The organism is Bacteroides timonensis (assembly GCF_000513195.1).
Taxonomy (GTDB): domain Bacteria; phylum Bacteroidota; class Bacteroidia; order Bacteroidales; family Bacteroidaceae; genus Bacteroides; species Bacteroides timonensis.
In genome coordinates this window covers 22,724-38,089 of the sequence record NZ_CBVI010000087.1, presented here as the reverse complement: position 1 = coordinate 38,089, position 15,366 = coordinate 22,724, and the positions used below count along the sequence as shown (strand labels likewise).

Genomic DNA, 15,366 nt, shown 5'->3' with positions numbered 1-15,366 from the left:
AATGAAAATTGATTTTAGGAACATTCAAGTGAAGGACATTGAGGGGAATAATAGTACCCTTGATGTCAGCAAAGAGCTAGGTAATACCATTTATGGTAAGACTGCCGATATTGGCGAACTGGAACTTGCGAGGGAAATCTACAAGAACGGTGAGGTTGATGTGGATGCCGCAAACGCTGGTATTATTGTAAAGTATGTGCGTGAGGGATTTCTGGCATTTGTTCAGGAAGCCGTTTGCCCGCTGCTGGAAAACATTATTAATCCTAAAAAATAAAAGATTATGAAATTAGAAAAAGTTAGTGAGAGTGTAAACCGTAATTATAACGGTGAGTCAGTAAGTGAAGAGGTGACAAACGTTAGTTATAACATTTGTGAGAATAACGAGGTGATAGGTAGTGCCAATATTAGCTCTGGTTATCTGAGTGTAAATGTTCAGATGGCTGGAACGATGGATGAAATTAAAGCCAAAGTAGAGGCAATGTTTGTATAAGATGAAAATTCCCGCCCGATCCTTGCTGACCGGGCGGGAAAAATCTAATGAACTTTAAATTAGATAAAATGGAAGAGAAAGCAATTCATCAAATTACATCTGGAGCATTTGCATCTATAGCCGGTAGCTTTGTTATTGACAGTTTGCAAATGATGATTCCCTGGCTGATTACTATGGCGTGTGTGATAGCCTGTGACTTGGTAACAGGAGTGAGAAAAAGTAAATTAATGGGTGATCATGTGCGATTTAGTCGAGCGTGTCGGGCAACTATGGGAAAGATGGTTACTTATTTTTCTTTTGTTGTGATGGTGGTAATGGTGAATAAGGCTGCCGGTGGATCAATGCACATTGACACCTATGCCTGTCTGTTTGTCTGTTTTATTGAAGGATGCTCAATCATTAGTAACATACTAAAACCAAAAGGATATAACTTCAACTTGGCAGCTGCTATAGGTCTATTCTGCAAAAAGGTATTCAGCGTTGATAAAGAAGATGTGACTAATATAATCAATAAGGAGGAAACAAAATGATTAAAGACTATTTCGATATTCAGGAACTTGTATGCAAACACGTGTATAATAAGTTTAGTGATAATGCTTGGCAGTTCTTCGATGATCGATTGCTGGAGACATTACTTGCTATCCGGGAGAAATTAGGTAAGCCTATTCATGTCAATAATTGGCAGATTGGTGGTAATCTCACCCAGCGGGGACTTCGCTGTAATGTATGTAGTCTCGTGGCCGAGAAGACGAGACTTGAAAAGGTCTATATGTCAGCCCATAGTCAAGGTACAGCAGTTGATTTTGATGTGAAGGGTATGACTGCGTTGGATGTCAGGAACTGGATAAAAGTTAATCAGGTTCTTTTGCCTTATCCTATCCGACTGGAACAGGATGTCACTTGGGTGCATCTGGATATGAGGAATGACGGGAAGAAAGGTAAAGTGGTTTACTTTAAAGGATGAAACTATGAAAAAGCTGCCTTGGATATTAGTCATATTGCTGGCTGTGGCTTGTGTGGCGACCTGGTTCCGTCCGCACGAACCTTTGTCTGTGGATATGAGGCCCGATACTACTGAGTATGTGGAGACTATTCCTTTTTACTATCCTGTACCAAGAGAGAGCGTAGTGATAAGGTATGAAACGGTAAAATTACCTATAAAGAAAGATACATGTGATCCTAAAGGTGATACATGTGCCGCTTCGGTTGATTCTGTTCAGGTAGAAATACCGATTACGTCTAAAGTGTATAAAGATAGTTTATACCATCTCTGGGTATCAGGTTATAATGTCAGACTGGATAGCATCAATGTGTATAGCCGATTAAGAGAGATAAAGATACCGGTTCCTGCAAAGCGGAAACGTTTGGGATTGGGCTTGCAAGTCGGTTATGGTTATCCATGTGGCTGGTATGCAGGTGTAGGTGTTAGTTATAACTTGTTCATGTGGTGAATATCTGCCTCGGCTTTTTCTTTAAATGAAAATCCCCGTAGTGGCTCAACTACGGGGATAGTGTCAAATAACAAAATATCAATACGAGATATTAAGTGAGCCTATTTTTTTAGAAATGTCTTGCAAAGCATTATTGAATGTTTGCAATTCTTCGTTTGTAAAACGGGCAGGTCTCCCGTTTACTATATTCCCATTTAATCTTTGATAAAGCCATGCCCGGCTCTTATTAAAGTATTTCTTTGCCAAATAGCTAAGGGAAACGATCTCCGCAACTTCTTGCAATTGCAGTTTTATTGCATTTTCTTCAATAACATTCAACTCCTTATCAATGTTCTGTAGACGTTCAGACACAAAGTCAGCAATAACTTTTTTGTCTTCTTCTGAGTTGTACCGTGATGCTATATCTCTCACTTTATCGTAGAACTCCGGTGAATCTGTGCCCAATAATGGCTTTAGAGTTAGTAATTCTTCTTTTAGTGTCATAAGTTTATAATTTTATGCCATCCCCGTAGGATGGCTTGTTTTTACTTCTTTTTTTCTAACTCTGCTAAGATTTTGTCTATTGTAAGTATCCGGTCTAATCTTTTATCTATCTCCTTTTCTTGGTTCGTCCCGGTCACTTCTGAAATAAACCTTAGCTGGTCTAGCTCTTTTTTAAGGAATGCCCTCTGTATTAGCAAGTCCTTTTTAATTTGTTCATTACTCATATTGTTACTTTTGTTATTTGACATCGCAAAGGTAATAATCATTTGGTTATTATGCAAGCTTTTAAGTGATTATTTTTCTTTTATACCTTATTATATACTACATCATCGCCATCATTTGCATCTGATTTCTCATCTCAATATATGGCTTGAATACTTCTGGGTCGTTTACGTAGTCTATTACCCGGCGTATTGCCGCATCAGCCTGGTACTGTTTTACCCGGACATAAGAATTGATGGTGATTCCTGTTTTGATGGAATGCCCGAGACAGTATTCGATGATAGGGTAAGGAATACCTATCTCTGCCGCAAATTGGGCGAAGGTCTTGCGAGCGGAGTAATAAGTAAGAGTGCCTTTGAAATTTAGCTCCTTGGCAAGTAACTTGAGACACTTATTAATGTAGCGTTGCAAGTTTCCTGATGAGTATTTATAATCAAATTTAAGATAACCATTCTTGATATACTTATCTAAAATAGCATTAGCCTCCGGGCAAATGCTAATAGTTATCTGACGATTCTTTTTCTTATGTTCACTACTCTTCTGGCGAACATAACTAATTGCCTCTTCTGAAAAGTCTGTTTGTATAAGGTCGGCAAAGTTCATGCCCCCGAGAAAGAAGCTCAATAGAAACATATCTTTAGCTAAAACAAGCTGTCGGCTGCGTGATACATCTGCACTGATTATCTTCCTGATGACCTCGACGGGAACATCAAGTTCTCGCGGTTCCGGAGTCGGTATTTTGGTGTAAACAAATGGATGCTTCTCACAGCGGAGTAATCCTAACTTTATGGCTTCATTAACGCGCGCCTTTATTTGGCTCAATCGTATTTGTCGACCACCATCCGTGTGGCCATGCAGTTTCATCCATCGGTCAAAATGTTCTATAGTAATATGATTCATCAATATCATCGGAACATCCCCCTCTGCCGCCTCGAACACTCTCAGAGTTTCTTTTAACATCTTCGCATGGCTATCTTTACCTTCTTCCTGTTTTTCCTTAATTCGTTGGCGCATGAACTCATTGAAGGTGCGAACATCGGGCACAGCTTTATCCTGTTGCGTCAGAATTGCTTTTAGTTGTTTGGCTGTATAATACTCAGAATTATCTATGTACTGAAGCCGGTCTTTATATTTCTTCAGTTCATACAGTAAGCGTTTATTTACCATCGTCGCATCCGGACGTGCAACGACTTTTCCTTCATACCACTGGCAGGTATCGTCAAGTTGATACTCTGTTTTGATATACTCCTTATCATTTTTGACCGAGATACGGACAAAGACAGGGTACTTTCCATCCTTAGTAGGCTTGGCTGATAAAATAGTTAATGATAATGTTGCCATAAAACTATAAGTTTTTAAAGACACTGTTTTTCCACTGTTGGTGACTTTCCGGTGGGAAATCGTATCTTTTTTTTATAGCCATTAGGCTGAGGAGGGAGAAAAGAAAAGACTGATTATCAATATATTATAACCAGTCTTCAAAGTGATTCCGAAGCGATTCGAACGCTTGACCCACGCCTTAGAAGGGCGTTGCTCTATCCAGCTGAGCTACGGAACCATCCTTAATTGCGGTGCAAAGGTACGCTTTTCTGTGAAATTTGCAAAGATTTTACGCAGAAAATATTTTGTAAATAGATGCTTTTATATCCGATTAGATGTTATAATCCTAATGGTAAACCTGTTACATACCATAAAATAAATAACAAAGTCCAGGCTAATAATATATAGAGAGAGTATCTCCATGTATATTTCAGTAATGAACCATAGGTCGCTTGCTTATCATATTGCTGCATGTAAGTAAGGATAAGAGGCATGTAGAACATGAAAGGAGTGATAGCATTAGTGGCACTGTCGCCAATACGAAAAGCACATTGCACCATATCCGGAGAAATTCCCATATTGGCAAAGAACGGAACAAAGATGAAGGACATGAAAGTCCACTTGGCAGTGGCAGAGACCATAATAAGGTTCACAAGTGCTGTAAAGAGAATAAATAGAATGAGTATCCACAAACTCCCAAGATGAATAGACGAAAGCATGTCTGCTCCCATAATGGCTATACATTTATCCAAATGAGAATACTCGAAACACGCAAACATCTGAGCAGCAAAGAAAGCGATAACAAAGTAAACACCCAACAGTTTCATAGGTTGAGTAAGCCCCTCAATCACATCTCCATCTGTACGATAACGGCCGGAAGCAAAGCCATAAACCATCCCCATAAGCCCGATACCAAAAGAAAGCAAAAACAGAATGCCCTCTATAAAAGGAGAACGGATCAGACCACCATTCACACTACGCAAAATACCCCATGAAGAGAAAGTAGCCCAAAGAATCACGGTTGTATAAATCACCCCGATAGATACTGCACCTATCATAGCACGACGTTCTTTGCGGGATAATTGCTTATAACCATTGAAACGAATATGACCGGCATATTCCCCTAAAGCCGGAAGAAGATTACGGCGGGTTACCTGATAAATAATAAAAGCCAGCAAGAAAGTAGATGCAAACAAGAAATAGTAATTGCATAACGGCCCTGTATTTCCAGGTGACACATTTGCCATATCCGCGGCTTCTTGGGTACTGGCAGCAAGCATAGGATCCAAAGTACTTAGCATCAGGTTAGCGCTATACCCACACGAAACAGAAACGTATGCCGTAATAATACCTGCAACCGGATGCAGCCCGACCGAATGGAACAAAGTTGCTGCAATCGGTAAAAGAATAATGTATCCGGCATCCCCTACTACATTGGAAAGTAATCCCAAGAAAATAACCAGTATCACCATACGCCATGGATTGTGCTTACAACGTGCCCCACCGCGGATACAAGCATCTATAAAACCTGAATGTTGTGCCACCCCGATACCAAACATAGCCACAATTACTAAGCCCAGCGGAGCAAACCCCGTGAAATTAGTAACCACATGCCGCAACAGCCAACGAACACCTTCCGGACTAAGCAAACTTTGTACCCGTATCTCCTCCCCTGTTTGCGGTTGAAACACGCTCAGGCCGTAAATGTCAAATATCCATGATAGGACAATGACAGCCAGCGTCAACAAGAGAAACATTGTTGCCGGATGCGGTAAACGCCATTTGTTATTCATCATCTGCTTCCAGATTATCTATATCAAGAATACGGAGTTCCAAAGCACGCACAACCAGACGGGTTGCATTCACTCCTACCCGCTCTCCTTGTGGAAACAGACGGTTTACCAAATCATTCTGACGCTTTTCCAGAGATTTAACTCCAAAAGGCATACCTTTCAAGTTAGCAATCATATCTTTGGTATACCCCAATGCCAGATGGCGTAGGAAACGTTCGTCATACTCATCAATATCATAACTGATAACCGCTTCCTGACGTTTGGCATCATTCGCAACAGATTGCTTGAAACGGTCTACAATTTTTTCTAGAATAGGATAATTAAAAACCAGCTTCTTTCCATCCATTACTGCCTGTACATCTGTTTTCGTAAGCAGCTCACCTGTTTTCAAAATAATACCGTCAGCACCCGCATTCAGAACATCCACCCAAAGCTTTTCATTCAGAATTTCTCCCGTAAATATGAGTACGTGTACTCCCGGATAACGCTTAAATATATTCTGGCAGATATCCACACCAATAGTAGTAGAACCACCCAATCCTAAATCCAGCAAGACCAAATCAGGAACTCCAGCTTCTATCAATGTCCAGAATTCGCTTTCGGTCATAGCCGTACCGATAACTTCTGCGTTGGGTATTTCATGGCGGAAGATTTCTTCCGTTCCTTTCAGTTCAAGCTTGACGTCTTCTACAATAATTACTTTGAATTTCTTGTCTTCCATATTCTTTAATTTTATTTTCTTCTCGGTATCGTGAAATAAACTGTAAATCCACCATTCTCAGCCGGTTCAGCATTGATGCGACAGCCACGTTTTCCGGCAAACTCGTCATGGTCGCGAATAATCTGCTTGCAGACGAGATACTCCGTACCTCGCAACTCTCCTTTTTCTCCTGTTGCCGTCATACGTTCCAGGTTTGGATAGAAAAGTTGATTTAATTCCTCACGGGTTTTCGTCCTTCGCATATCAGTGAAAAGGAAACGAATATATTCTCCGTCTACTGCTGCCGCCAAATGTATTTTTCCATCCAGAGGAACAGACAAAGCTTCATCTATCAGATTCTCCAATAAGAAACGAAGTTGGATAAAATCTCCGACCACTCTTTCATCAATAGCTTTCGTAGAGAAAGATACAACAAACCCTTTTCCCCTATTCGCTTTACGAAAATATTTTTCTGCCAAAACAAACAACTCCGGTACGGAAATTATCCCTCGACGGAATGTAACTTCTTCCAACTGGCGCGATGCACACGAACTCAATATGGTAAATATACCTTTATAATATTCTATCAATTCGCTGATAGCTGAAACCGTCTCTTTCTCTTCCGTTTCTGAGAGAATACCTGAACGGAGTTTACCAATGAGTTGCTTGACCTTATTCGGATAATAAATTGTCTCGTGCTTGATGGTGGAAAGACAATTATCAAGCACCATATTCTGCACATGCAACATACCGTCCTCCCATGACGCCCGGTGTGCTTCTTCATGCGCTGCTTCAATGTCGCGGTATTTTGTTGCCAGTTTCACAACTGCATTGAAGACCACAATCGCTATATACCGCGCAATCAATTCCAACAATAAATGAGCCGTCTCCTGATCGACGCTCTCCTGCCGTTCAAGATATAACACACCCACACAACGCGAATCACCCGCAGCATCCACCACCAAAGGCAAAGCTTCAAATCCTGGTGCGGACAGTTGAGTATGCTGTTCAAAACAACGCTGAACTACTTCCTTCCAAAGTTCATCTTCTGCCGCAGATGATCCATTATCTCCCGCAGAGGACAACTCATTTTCTATAGAATTTGACGCATATTCCAGTTGATGTGTCGTTTCATTATAAACGGCGATTCCTAACCGATCAATACTTAGCAACTCATTTACGGCATCGAAACCTTCGTCAACGATACGTTGAGGAATAGCTTTCAGGGTATCTTCTTCCCGTTGCAATGCCTCTTCTGTTTCGGGAACTTGTATCAGGGAGGCAGCAAATATCTGTCTATTGATTTCCAAAACCTGTTCCAGATTCCAACGGTTTACAAGACGTTTACGAATATACAGAATGTAATATCCTAAAAGCAACATAGCTATAAGTCCGATAAACAAGATAACACCCACCATCTTATTATTGGTAGAACGTTCCAGTTGACGACAATATTCTTCCAAAGACTGGTCTTCACCCAATAATTTGTACATGGTGGTATAGGCGGCATTATTATAACTGTACGCATCCCATTGTTTCAAAGCCAGAAAAGCGACAGCCGCCTCATTCCGGATATCCAGAATGACATGAAAGTCAGAATTGAAAAGCTCATTCCACCAGGATAATTCCCCCGGCTCCCCTTCTCCTCTCAATGACATGTAGCGCTGCGGATACTGGGCATACCTTTTATAATGCGCATTCAGACAAGACATGGCAGAATCTACATATTCCAAAGCCTGTTCAAAATTTCCTTCCACATTACTATAATATGCATCATTGGCATAGTCAGACGCCTCATTCAACAGAGCTTCAAACTCATTTTCCGCAGTTAATGACAAAGAATCCTGAGCCGTTTGCGCATAGATTTCATCCGGTTGCATCACCGCTTCCTCCACTGCTTTATTGCACGAACTCATGCCTATAGAAAAGAATATGCACAGAAATACCATCAAAGTTTTACGCACTCCTGTAGGCAGGCGGAAATAAAAACGGCTGCCCTTTCCTAAACTACTTTCTACATTGAACAAACAGACTCTGAATACTTCGTTCGTCTTCCGGTATTTCTCAATGATACCTTTACAATTCATCAGGCCGAAGCCGCTCCCTTTGTTTTTCAGTAGTTCTTCCCGATCGGCAGCATCCAGTATACCTATTTCCTGCGAATTATACAATTTCTCACCGACAATATGCGTCACATCTTCTTCTGAAAGGCCATAACCGGTATCCTCTACTGAGATTTCCACATATTCTTCTGTCGAATTTGCATAGACTTTTACCTTGCCTCCCTTTGGAGTATATTTACGGGCATTTTCTGCAAGCGTGTTTATCATAAACAGCGTCAACGCCTTGTCAGCTTTCACATAGGTATCCGTTGGCGTCACTTCCAGTTGTTGCTGTTTCATTTCGAAGGCACGGCTTCCTTTCCGTATCAGATCGAAAAGCTCGTTCAATCCGAACGTTTCTATATTCAAGCTCAGGCTACCCTGTTTCATTTTAATCCATAAAGCAAGGATATCATTGTATTCATTGATGGTTGTCACCAATTCGTCCATATATTGATACTTCTCAGCTTTGATGTATTCGTCATGGATAAAACCCTTTTCCGTCAGTTTATGCACTTCATTAATAATACGGTCTATGTACGGATGAATACCGTTCACAATGGCCATACACGCTTTCTTTATAAGATTCTGACGTTTATTTCCAGCTATATGCAGTTCGTACACATACCGTTCTTTCTCCAACCGACGACGTTCGTCACCCAGCGAAATGGAAGTCATTCCATTATCAAGCGCCCATGTAATATAAGGAGCAATCACATGTAGTATTGCCTTCTCATCCTTCGTAAGACGTTTGGGTAATACCAACTGCCCATCTTCTATCCGGATGTCTTTTACAATGAAAAGTTCCTCTATATCTGTCTGCACAGCAGAAAGAATGGCATCTACAATTTCTTCTTCCGTCTGCGCGTCCGTGGGAATAGAAGCGGTTATTTTCTGGCAAATGTCCAACATCTGCCTCAAACGGTGCAAATGGACATGATTACGTTCTTTAGACCGCTTATTGAATATCCAAAAGAATAAAACCACCAGTATAAAACCGACAATCACAAAGAAGAGTAAAATATTGAGTTGCCGGGCTTCACTTTCCAAAGCCTGATAACGGCTTTCCAACTCCTTATCCTGACGGGTATCTTCCAGAATATCCAGATAAATATTGCGATTATAATCGGAGTGTTGCTTCATTTCCAGTCCGGCATACGTAACACTCAGTTGTTCGCGAATACGTGAAATCCATTCCGGAACGGTTCTTAACTTACGCTCTATCCATGCTTTTTCTGAAGAAATGGTATCCCGTATATCATAGGTTTTCAACCAGTCCAAGCTATCGTGGCAATCATAAAAACGGCGATGATGGCTGTTCACACACTCCAAGGCAAGCGTCAATGTATCCAATGCTTCGGTGTAGTTATCATGCGCATTCAGATATTTACCAATAGAAACATAGGCACCGGCAATCTGATACACATCATTATATTGCTTGAATTTCTTCAAAGCCAATTGTCCTAAACGCATGGGCAACAAAGAATCAACAGGAACATCAAACTGTTTCAACGCATGAGAACGCCTGACCTGGAAAAAGTCATAATTATCGGGAGATGCCATCAGGTTAGCAAGCCCCTGCACTCCATTACCTTCAAAATACAAGTATCCTCCGCGGGATGCCATTTTCCAAGTTGTATACAGTTCGTCGAATTCACGCAAACGACGTTCATCCGCCGTTTCACCATCACAAAGTGCTGCCGATCCTTTTATATAATGATAATACAGTAACTGGTTTGTATCTGCCGCAAGTTCTTCCTGCGGATATATTTCGTTGATGGAAGCCACCGCTTCCGGACGTTGTTGCAGATAGTAGTAATAAACTGCGGAAACAATATAAAATTCGGAGCGTGCATAGTTCAGTCTCAACCGCTCGTGCTTATCTACGAAAAGCTTGTTATCTTCATCTATTCGTTTCATGCGATGGAGGGCACTGTTCCGATAGTCATAAAATTCTTTGTTCATGGCCGTCCGCTGATAGATTTTCATCAATCCGATATCGGCAACCAGCAGTTCCAGTTCATTTTTCGTGAGACTATACACATCTTTATGAAACTTTTCCGCTTTCTCAAAATCCATGCGCATAAAAGCGCAAAAGCCCAGATTATTGGATGCTTCCGCTTTCCCCTGACTATACAGATTTACTTTTCCATAAGCTTGTGTGGCAGCATAACAAGAAGAATCCAGGTCTTTATAACGATAAGAATAAGCCACTTGGTTGAGCGAATCGATAAGATGTACTTCCTTGGTGGGAGCAGTACCCACACAAGAAATCATTACTATGCAAAAACACAGTAAGCCCACCAATCGTATATGAGGAAACCGTTTCACTTAGCAAAGCTACAAATAAATTCGGGAAAGAAAAAAGATTTTTCTACAATAAGTCTTGTAGAATGTAGCGGGAAATTCATAACTTTGCAGCCGTATTAAACAAATAGGTAACATCTATTACAAAATGAGCGAAAAAGCACCCGTAATGGTATTCTCCGGAACTAACTCGAGATACCTTGCAGAGAAAATCTGCGCAAGCCTTGATTGCCCTCTGGGAAAGATGAACATCACCCACTTTGCTGATGGTGAGTTTGCTGTTTCCTATGAAGAGTCAATTCGTGGCGCACATGTATTCCTGGTTCAATCCACCTTCCCTAATTCCGACAATTTAATGGAACTTCTGCTGATGATCGACGCTGCAAAAAGAGCGTCTGCTAAAAGCGTTGTTGCAGTCATTCCATATTTCGGTTGGGCACGACAGGACAGAAAAGACAAACCTCGCGTTTCTATCGGCGCAAAGTTAGTAGCCGATTTACTTTCAGTAGCAGGTATCGATCGTTTGATTACGATGGATCTCCATGCTGATCAAATCCAAGGTTTCTTCAACATTCCGGTAGATCACTTGTATGCTTCGGCAGTGTTCCTCCCCTATATTGAGTCCTTGAAATTGAAAGATCTTGTAATCGCTACGCCGGATGTGGGTGGTTCCAAACGTGCCAGCACATTCTCAAAGTATTTGGGAGTTCCCTTGGTATTGTGCAACAAATCACGTGAGAAAGCAAACGAAGTTGCATCCATGCAAATTATCGGTGATGTAACCGATAAGAATGTAGTATTGGTAGATGACATCGTAGATACGGCCGGTACTATCACCAAAGCAGCTAACATTATGTTGGATGCCGGTGCTAAATCAGTACGCGCTATTGCAAGTCACTGTGTAATGTCCGACCCGGCGTCTTTCCGTGTACAGGAATCCAGTCTGACCGAAATCGTATTTACCGATAGTATCCCCTACTCTAAGAAATGCGCGAAAGTGAAACAACTCAGTATTGCTGATATGTTTGCAGAAACCATTAAGAGAGTGGTGAATAATGAGTCTATCAGTTCACAGTATATTATCTAATAGAGAATTGGATATAAAAACAAAGGCTACGCAGTTTAATATTGCGTAGCCTTTGTTTTTATTTAAAGTTTCAAATCTCAATCATTCTACTCCAGTCTTCCCATTTTGTACGTGCCTTTTTTTATTACTTTTCCGTTTTTATCCGTTTCAACAAAAGGACCGTGTTTTTTGCCTTGCTTAAAGAAGCCTTCGTAACGATTACCGTTTTTATCCTCCTGTATACCGTTACCTTCTTCCATACCATTCACAAAACCACCTTTATATTTAGTTCCATCTGTCATTATCAAAGTTCCCTGACCATTGAACTGGTTGTTTTTCCATTCACCTTCGTAGGAATCACCTACATTCCATTTATAGGTTCCGCGGCCGTCACGTTGGTTGTCTTTCCAGTCGCCGTCATAGACTGCACCATTTGCCCAGGTGAATACACCTTTTCCATGTTGCATGCCGTCCTTAAAGTTTCCCACATACTTATTGCCGTTGGCGTGATAATAAATGCCGGCTCCGGTACGTTCGCCCTGCACATACGCACCTTCATAGCGATCGCCGGTGTGGAAGAAGTAAATACCTTTTCCATGTTGCATATCATCTTTCCAGTCGCCTACATATTTATCTCCGTTGGCATATTCGAAAGTCCCTTTTCCATCACGCACATCGTTCTTCCAGTCACCTTCATATTTACAGCCGTCATTCCAGACAAAAGTACCCTCACCCTCTTTTTTATCATTTTTCCAGGAACCTTCATATTTGGAACCGTTTTTCCAGGTATATGTACCTTGACCTTCACGTTTATCATTTACCCAGTCTCCTTCGTAAATGTCACCGGTGTAATAGTACATTGTACCTTTGCCTTGCTGATAGTCCTGAAACCACATACCATCATAGCGGTTGTTGTTCATGAAATAGTAGATGCCCTTACCATGTTGCTGATCCTGAAACCATTGTCCTTCGTACTTTTCGCCGTCAGGAAATGTATAAGTACCATATCCTTCACGCTTTCCTTTTACATATTCACCTTCGTAGACATTGCCATTCTTGAAAACCGTCTTACCCTTTCCGTTGGGTTTACGTCCTTTCATTTCACCCGTATATACGGAACCATCTTTGAAGGTATGAGTTCCTATCTTTATTTCAGAAGAGAAAGTTGTTTTTACTTTGTCGAAGAAACCGGATTTCTTTTCCTGGGCCGTCGCCCCGCCTTGGGACATGAATACCAGAATGAGTGCAGTATATAGATATTTCATTGAAAATTATAAATTAGCGATTTTAATAAAAAGACGTGTAAACGCAGCAACTTGTTACACGCCCTATATAGTATTTGTACAAAGATACAATTAATCTGCTAAAAGGAAGGTGTATCACACCTTTTTTATGACATTTTTTTGCCGGATACGATTTCTTTTAATGTCTCTTTGCACAAATAGCGTGAGGCAAGTTCGCGTATCTCGACAGGAGTAATTGTCTTCACTGCTTCTACGGCATCCCTCACATACGAATCGGGGAGGCCGGAAGTATGAATAAAGATCCAAGCGTCCGCCAGTGAGAAGGCAGACTCATAGCTGCGACACATATCGCCCAACATATAGTTTTTCACCATGGCAAGTTCTTCGGCAGATACGAGGTCATTTTGCAGGCGGTCTATTTCATGATAAACTTCTTTGACAAGCGGTTCTACAAATTCATTGGCAGTCTCTGCATTGACAACCAACAGGCCACTATCGGGATAAGGCATGATGCCGGCAGATATACCATACGTATATCCTTTATCTTCACGAATATTAGACATCAAACGGCTACCGAAATACCCTCCGAACAAGGTAACCAGAACGCGGACTTTCAAATAGTCAGGATGACGTCGGTCCAAAGAAAGCATTCCCATGCGAACAGCACTTTGCATTGCATCGGCACGCTCGGTAAAAATACGTTTCTCAGAAGAAGTTACCGGAACATAGGACGGTTTTTCCGGCTTCCGGAAATCTTTACCGAAAGGTTCACTTCCAAAAAGAGTTTCAATACGACGGATAGTGTCTTCGCTGACCTTCCCAGCAAGATAGATACTGCAATTTCCAGAATGATAATATCGGTCGTAAAAAGATTGCAAGACAGAAGGGTTAATCAAATGATAATCTTCCTTCTGCACTAATTGCCCGCACGGATGCGTATCGCCATATACGGCATTTATCAAAGTGCGATGGGCCAGAAAATCCACCTTGGAGCTGTTTACAAGAAATTGTTGGATATTGCTGTCTATAATCACTCCCAACTCTTTTTCAGGGAAAAGAGGTTCTTTTACGATAGATTCAAAAACATCTAAAGTTTCCGGCAGATATTTATTTAAAGAATAAAGGGTGATATAAGCATACTCGGACGAGCTGGAAAGTTCCAACCAGGCACCATAGTAATCCAACTTTTCGGCAATGGCCGCGGCCGAATAACGCCGGGTACCTTCGCGCAGCATCCGGTTGGTAAACAAAGCCTGCAAGCGTTGGTTCTGTTGCCAGCGTCCACCTTCTATCAACAGGTCGATTCGGACTACTTCATTATCCCCGGCATTGAGTATATATAAAAGTATGCCATTTTTCATCACCCGACATTCAGGAGATGGCACTGCCAGTTGTTCCGGCTCACAAATAAGGGGCTGGATAGTTCTGTCTAACATATTTTCAAAAATTCTTCAGCCTTTTCCAAATCCTGAGGAGTATCAATGCCGATGGTCTCTACTTCGGTAATACCGGCTTTAATGGTATAGCCATTCTCCAGCCAACGAAGTTGTTCCAGCGATTCTGCCAGTTCCAGCGAAGATTGCGGCAACGAAGTAATCTCTTTTAAAACTTCAGCACGATAAGCATATAATCCTATATGCTTATAATAAGTATGGTTTTTCAGCCAATCTTGTTTTTCCGCATTTCTCTGATAAGGAATAATGGAGCGGCTGAAATAGAGTGCATTCATATTCTTATTCAGCACTACTTTCGGAGAATTGATATTCTCCAAAGCTTCAAATCCATTCTCAGGAGTAAAAGGTTTCACCAGTGTAGCAATCTGGGTCGTAATATCGTCGAAGCAAGCTTTTACAGTTTCCAGTTGGGAGGGTTGAATAAAAGGTTCGTCACCCTGAATATTGACTACGACATCAAAGTCTCCCCCTATTTTAGTATATGCTTCATAGCAACGATCCGTGCCGCTTTTATGATTCACAGAAGTCATCACTACTTTACCTCCGAAAGCCTTTACAGCTTCTTCGATCCGTTCATCATCTGTGGCCACATAAGCATCGTCCAGAATACCTGCCACTTGTTCATATACTCGCTGTATTACAGTTTTACCTCCCAGCATGGCCAACGGTTTTGCAGGAAAACGCGTGGATGCATAACGGGCGGGAATGATTCCTAAAAACTTCAACATGTTTAT

The 15,366-nt window shown here is 41.4% G+C and carries 15 protein-coding genes and 1 tRNA gene; 6 read left to right on the top strand and 10 right to left on the bottom strand.

What is annotated here, in order from left to right; all coding sequences use genetic code 11:
- The first annotated feature begins 1 nt into the window (after position 1).
- The 5 genes from BN161_RS15910 to BN161_RS15890 are packed head-to-tail and all read left to right on the top strand — an operon-like array spanning position 2 to position 1,941.
- Positions 2 to 274, top strand: coding sequence for a hypothetical protein (locus BN161_RS15910; RefSeq protein WP_044267973.1), 273 nt, complete (start codon positions 2 to 4; stop codon positions 272 to 274).
- A 6-nt stretch (positions 275 to 280) separates the two neighbouring features.
- Positions 281 to 490 (top strand): hypothetical protein, encoded by a 210-nt coding sequence (locus BN161_RS15905; protein ID WP_044267972.1) that lies wholly within the window; start codon positions 281 to 283, stop codon positions 488 to 490.
- 47 nt (positions 491 to 537) lie between these two features.
- A complete protein-coding gene (locus BN161_RS15900) occupies positions 538 to 1,020 on the top strand; it encodes a phage holin family protein (protein WP_244436518.1) in 483 nt (160 codons plus the stop codon).
- Positions 1,017 to 1,454, top strand: coding sequence for a hypothetical protein (locus tag BN161_RS15895; protein WP_044267971.1), 438 nt, complete (start codon positions 1,017 to 1,019; stop codon positions 1,452 to 1,454). Before BN161_RS15900 ends, BN161_RS15895 begins: the two co-directional genes overlap by 4 nt.
- A gap of 4 nt (positions 1,455 to 1,458) precedes the next feature.
- A complete protein-coding gene (locus BN161_RS15890) occupies positions 1,459 to 1,941 on the top strand; it encodes a DUF6808 domain-containing protein (RefSeq protein ID WP_044267969.1) in 483 nt (160 codons plus the stop codon).
- Positions 1,942 to 2,019: 78 nt separating this feature from the next.
- Here BN161_RS15890 and BN161_RS15885 read toward each other — a convergent pair whose 3' ends face one another.
- The 7 genes from BN161_RS15885 to BN161_RS15855 form a co-directional block, all read right to left on the bottom strand.
- On the bottom strand, positions 2,020 to 2,424 hold the full coding sequence (locus BN161_RS15885; RefSeq protein WP_044267967.1) for a DUF5053 domain-containing protein: 405 nt from the start codon (positions 2,422 to 2,424) through the stop codon (positions 2,020 to 2,022).
- 41 nt (positions 2,425 to 2,465) lie between these two features.
- Positions 2,466 to 2,648: a hypothetical protein gene (locus BN161_RS15880; RefSeq protein WP_025832662.1), complete on the bottom strand. Its 183-nt coding sequence runs from the start codon at positions 2,646 to 2,648 to the stop codon at positions 2,466 to 2,468.
- A gap of 97 nt (positions 2,649 to 2,745) precedes the next feature.
- The gene (locus BN161_RS15875) at positions 2,746 to 3,987 is read right to left on the bottom strand and encodes a phage integrase SAM-like domain-containing protein (protein ID WP_044267964.1); all 1,242 of its coding nucleotides are present in this window, start codon (positions 3,985 to 3,987) and stop codon (positions 2,746 to 2,748) included.
- A 143-nt stretch (positions 3,988 to 4,130) separates the two neighbouring features.
- Positions 4,131 to 4,204: transfer RNA gene (locus tag BN161_RS15870), tRNA-Arg, on the bottom strand.
- A gap of 100 nt (positions 4,205 to 4,304) precedes the next feature.
- The gene (locus BN161_RS15865) at positions 4,305 to 5,759 is read right to left on the bottom strand and encodes an AbgT family transporter (RefSeq protein ID WP_125910851.1); all 1,455 of its coding nucleotides are present in this window, start codon (positions 5,757 to 5,759) and stop codon (positions 4,305 to 4,307) included.
- The gene (locus BN161_RS15860) at positions 5,752 to 6,480 is read right to left on the bottom strand and encodes a DUF5932 domain-containing protein (protein WP_044267959.1); all 729 of its coding nucleotides are present in this window, start codon (positions 6,478 to 6,480) and stop codon (positions 5,752 to 5,754) included. The genes BN161_RS15865 and BN161_RS15860 overlap by 8 nt, the downstream gene beginning before the upstream one ends.
- Before the next feature lie 11 nt (positions 6,481 to 6,491).
- A complete protein-coding gene (locus BN161_RS15855; protein WP_081743727.1) occupies positions 6,492 to 10,838 on the bottom strand; it encodes an ATP-binding protein in 4,347 nt (1,448 codons plus the stop codon).
- A gap of 178 nt (positions 10,839 to 11,016) precedes the next feature.
- Between BN161_RS15855 and BN161_RS15850 the strand changes: the two genes are divergently transcribed.
- Entirely contained in the window at positions 11,017 to 11,955 is a 939-nt protein-coding gene (locus tag BN161_RS15850) for a ribose-phosphate pyrophosphokinase (protein ID WP_007214035.1), read from the top strand.
- 86 nt (positions 11,956 to 12,041) lie between these two features.
- Here the strand turns inward: BN161_RS15850 and BN161_RS15845 are convergent, their stop codons facing one another.
- The 3 genes from BN161_RS15845 to kdsB all read right to left on the bottom strand — a co-directional run bounded on the left by BN161_RS15845 (position 12,042) and on the right by kdsB (position 15,357).
- Complete coding sequence (locus BN161_RS15845) at positions 12,042 to 13,199, bottom strand: MORN repeat-containing protein (protein WP_044267953.1); 1,158 nt, start codon at positions 13,197 to 13,199, stop codon at positions 12,042 to 12,044.
- A 125-nt stretch (positions 13,200 to 13,324) separates the two neighbouring features.
- Positions 13,325 to 14,614 carry a M16 family metallopeptidase gene (locus BN161_RS15840; RefSeq protein ID WP_044267950.1) on the bottom strand — a complete coding sequence of 430 codons (1,290 nt, stop codon included), beginning with the start codon at positions 14,612 to 14,614 and terminating at the stop codon, positions 13,325 to 13,327.
- A complete protein-coding gene (gene kdsB / locus BN161_RS15835) occupies positions 14,608 to 15,357 on the bottom strand; it encodes a 3-deoxy-manno-octulosonate cytidylyltransferase (protein WP_029427955.1) in 750 nt (249 codons plus the stop codon). Before kdsB ends, BN161_RS15840 begins: the two co-directional genes overlap by 7 nt.
- Between the last annotated feature and the right edge of the window lie 9 nt (positions 15,358 to 15,366).

Excerpts from the sequence above, each read along its gene's own strand:
- BN161_RS15875 (WP_044267964.1), bottom strand. The coding sequence starts at position 3,987 with ATGGCAACATTATCATTAACTATTTTATCAGCCAAGCCTACTAAGGAT.
- BN161_RS15885 (WP_044267967.1), bottom strand. The coding sequence starts at position 2,424 with ATGACACTAAAAGAAGAATTACTAACTCTAAAGCCATTATTGGGCACA.
- BN161_RS15855 (WP_081743727.1), bottom strand. The coding sequence starts at position 10,838 with ATGATTTCTTGTGTGGGTACTGCTCCCACCAAGGAAGTACATCTTATC.
- BN161_RS15900 (WP_244436518.1), top strand. The coding sequence starts at position 538 with ATGAACTTTAAATTAGATAAAATGGAAGAGAAAGCAATTCATCAAATT.
- BN161_RS15845 (WP_044267953.1), bottom strand. The coding sequence starts at position 13,199 with ATGAAATATCTATATACTGCACTCATTCTGGTATTCATGTCCCAAGGC.
- BN161_RS15850 (WP_007214035.1), top strand. The coding sequence starts at position 11,017 with ATGAGCGAAAAAGCACCCGTAATGGTATTCTCCGGAACTAACTCGAGA.
- BN161_RS15860 (WP_044267959.1), bottom strand. The coding sequence starts at position 6,480 with ATGGAAGACAAGAAATTCAAAGTAATTATTGTAGAAGACGTCAAGCTT.
- BN161_RS15895 (WP_044267971.1), top strand. The coding sequence starts at position 1,017 with ATGATTAAAGACTATTTCGATATTCAGGAACTTGTATGCAAACACGTG.
- BN161_RS15880 (WP_025832662.1), bottom strand. The coding sequence starts at position 2,648 with ATGAGTAATGAACAAATTAAAAAGGACTTGCTAATACAGAGGGCATTC.
- BN161_RS15840 (WP_044267950.1), bottom strand. The coding sequence starts at position 14,614 with ATGTTAGACAGAACTATCCAGCCCCTTATTTGTGAGCCGGAACAACTG.
- BN161_RS15905 (WP_044267972.1), top strand. The coding sequence starts at position 281 with ATGAAATTAGAAAAAGTTAGTGAGAGTGTAAACCGTAATTATAACGGT.
- BN161_RS15890 (WP_044267969.1), top strand. The coding sequence starts at position 1,459 with ATGAAAAAGCTGCCTTGGATATTAGTCATATTGCTGGCTGTGGCTTGT.
- BN161_RS15910 (WP_044267973.1), top strand. The coding sequence starts at position 2 with ATGAAAATTGATTTTAGGAACATTCAAGTGAAGGACATTGAGGGGAAT.
- BN161_RS15865 (WP_125910851.1), bottom strand. The coding sequence starts at position 5,759 with ATGAATAACAAATGGCGTTTACCGCATCCGGCAACAATGTTTCTCTTG.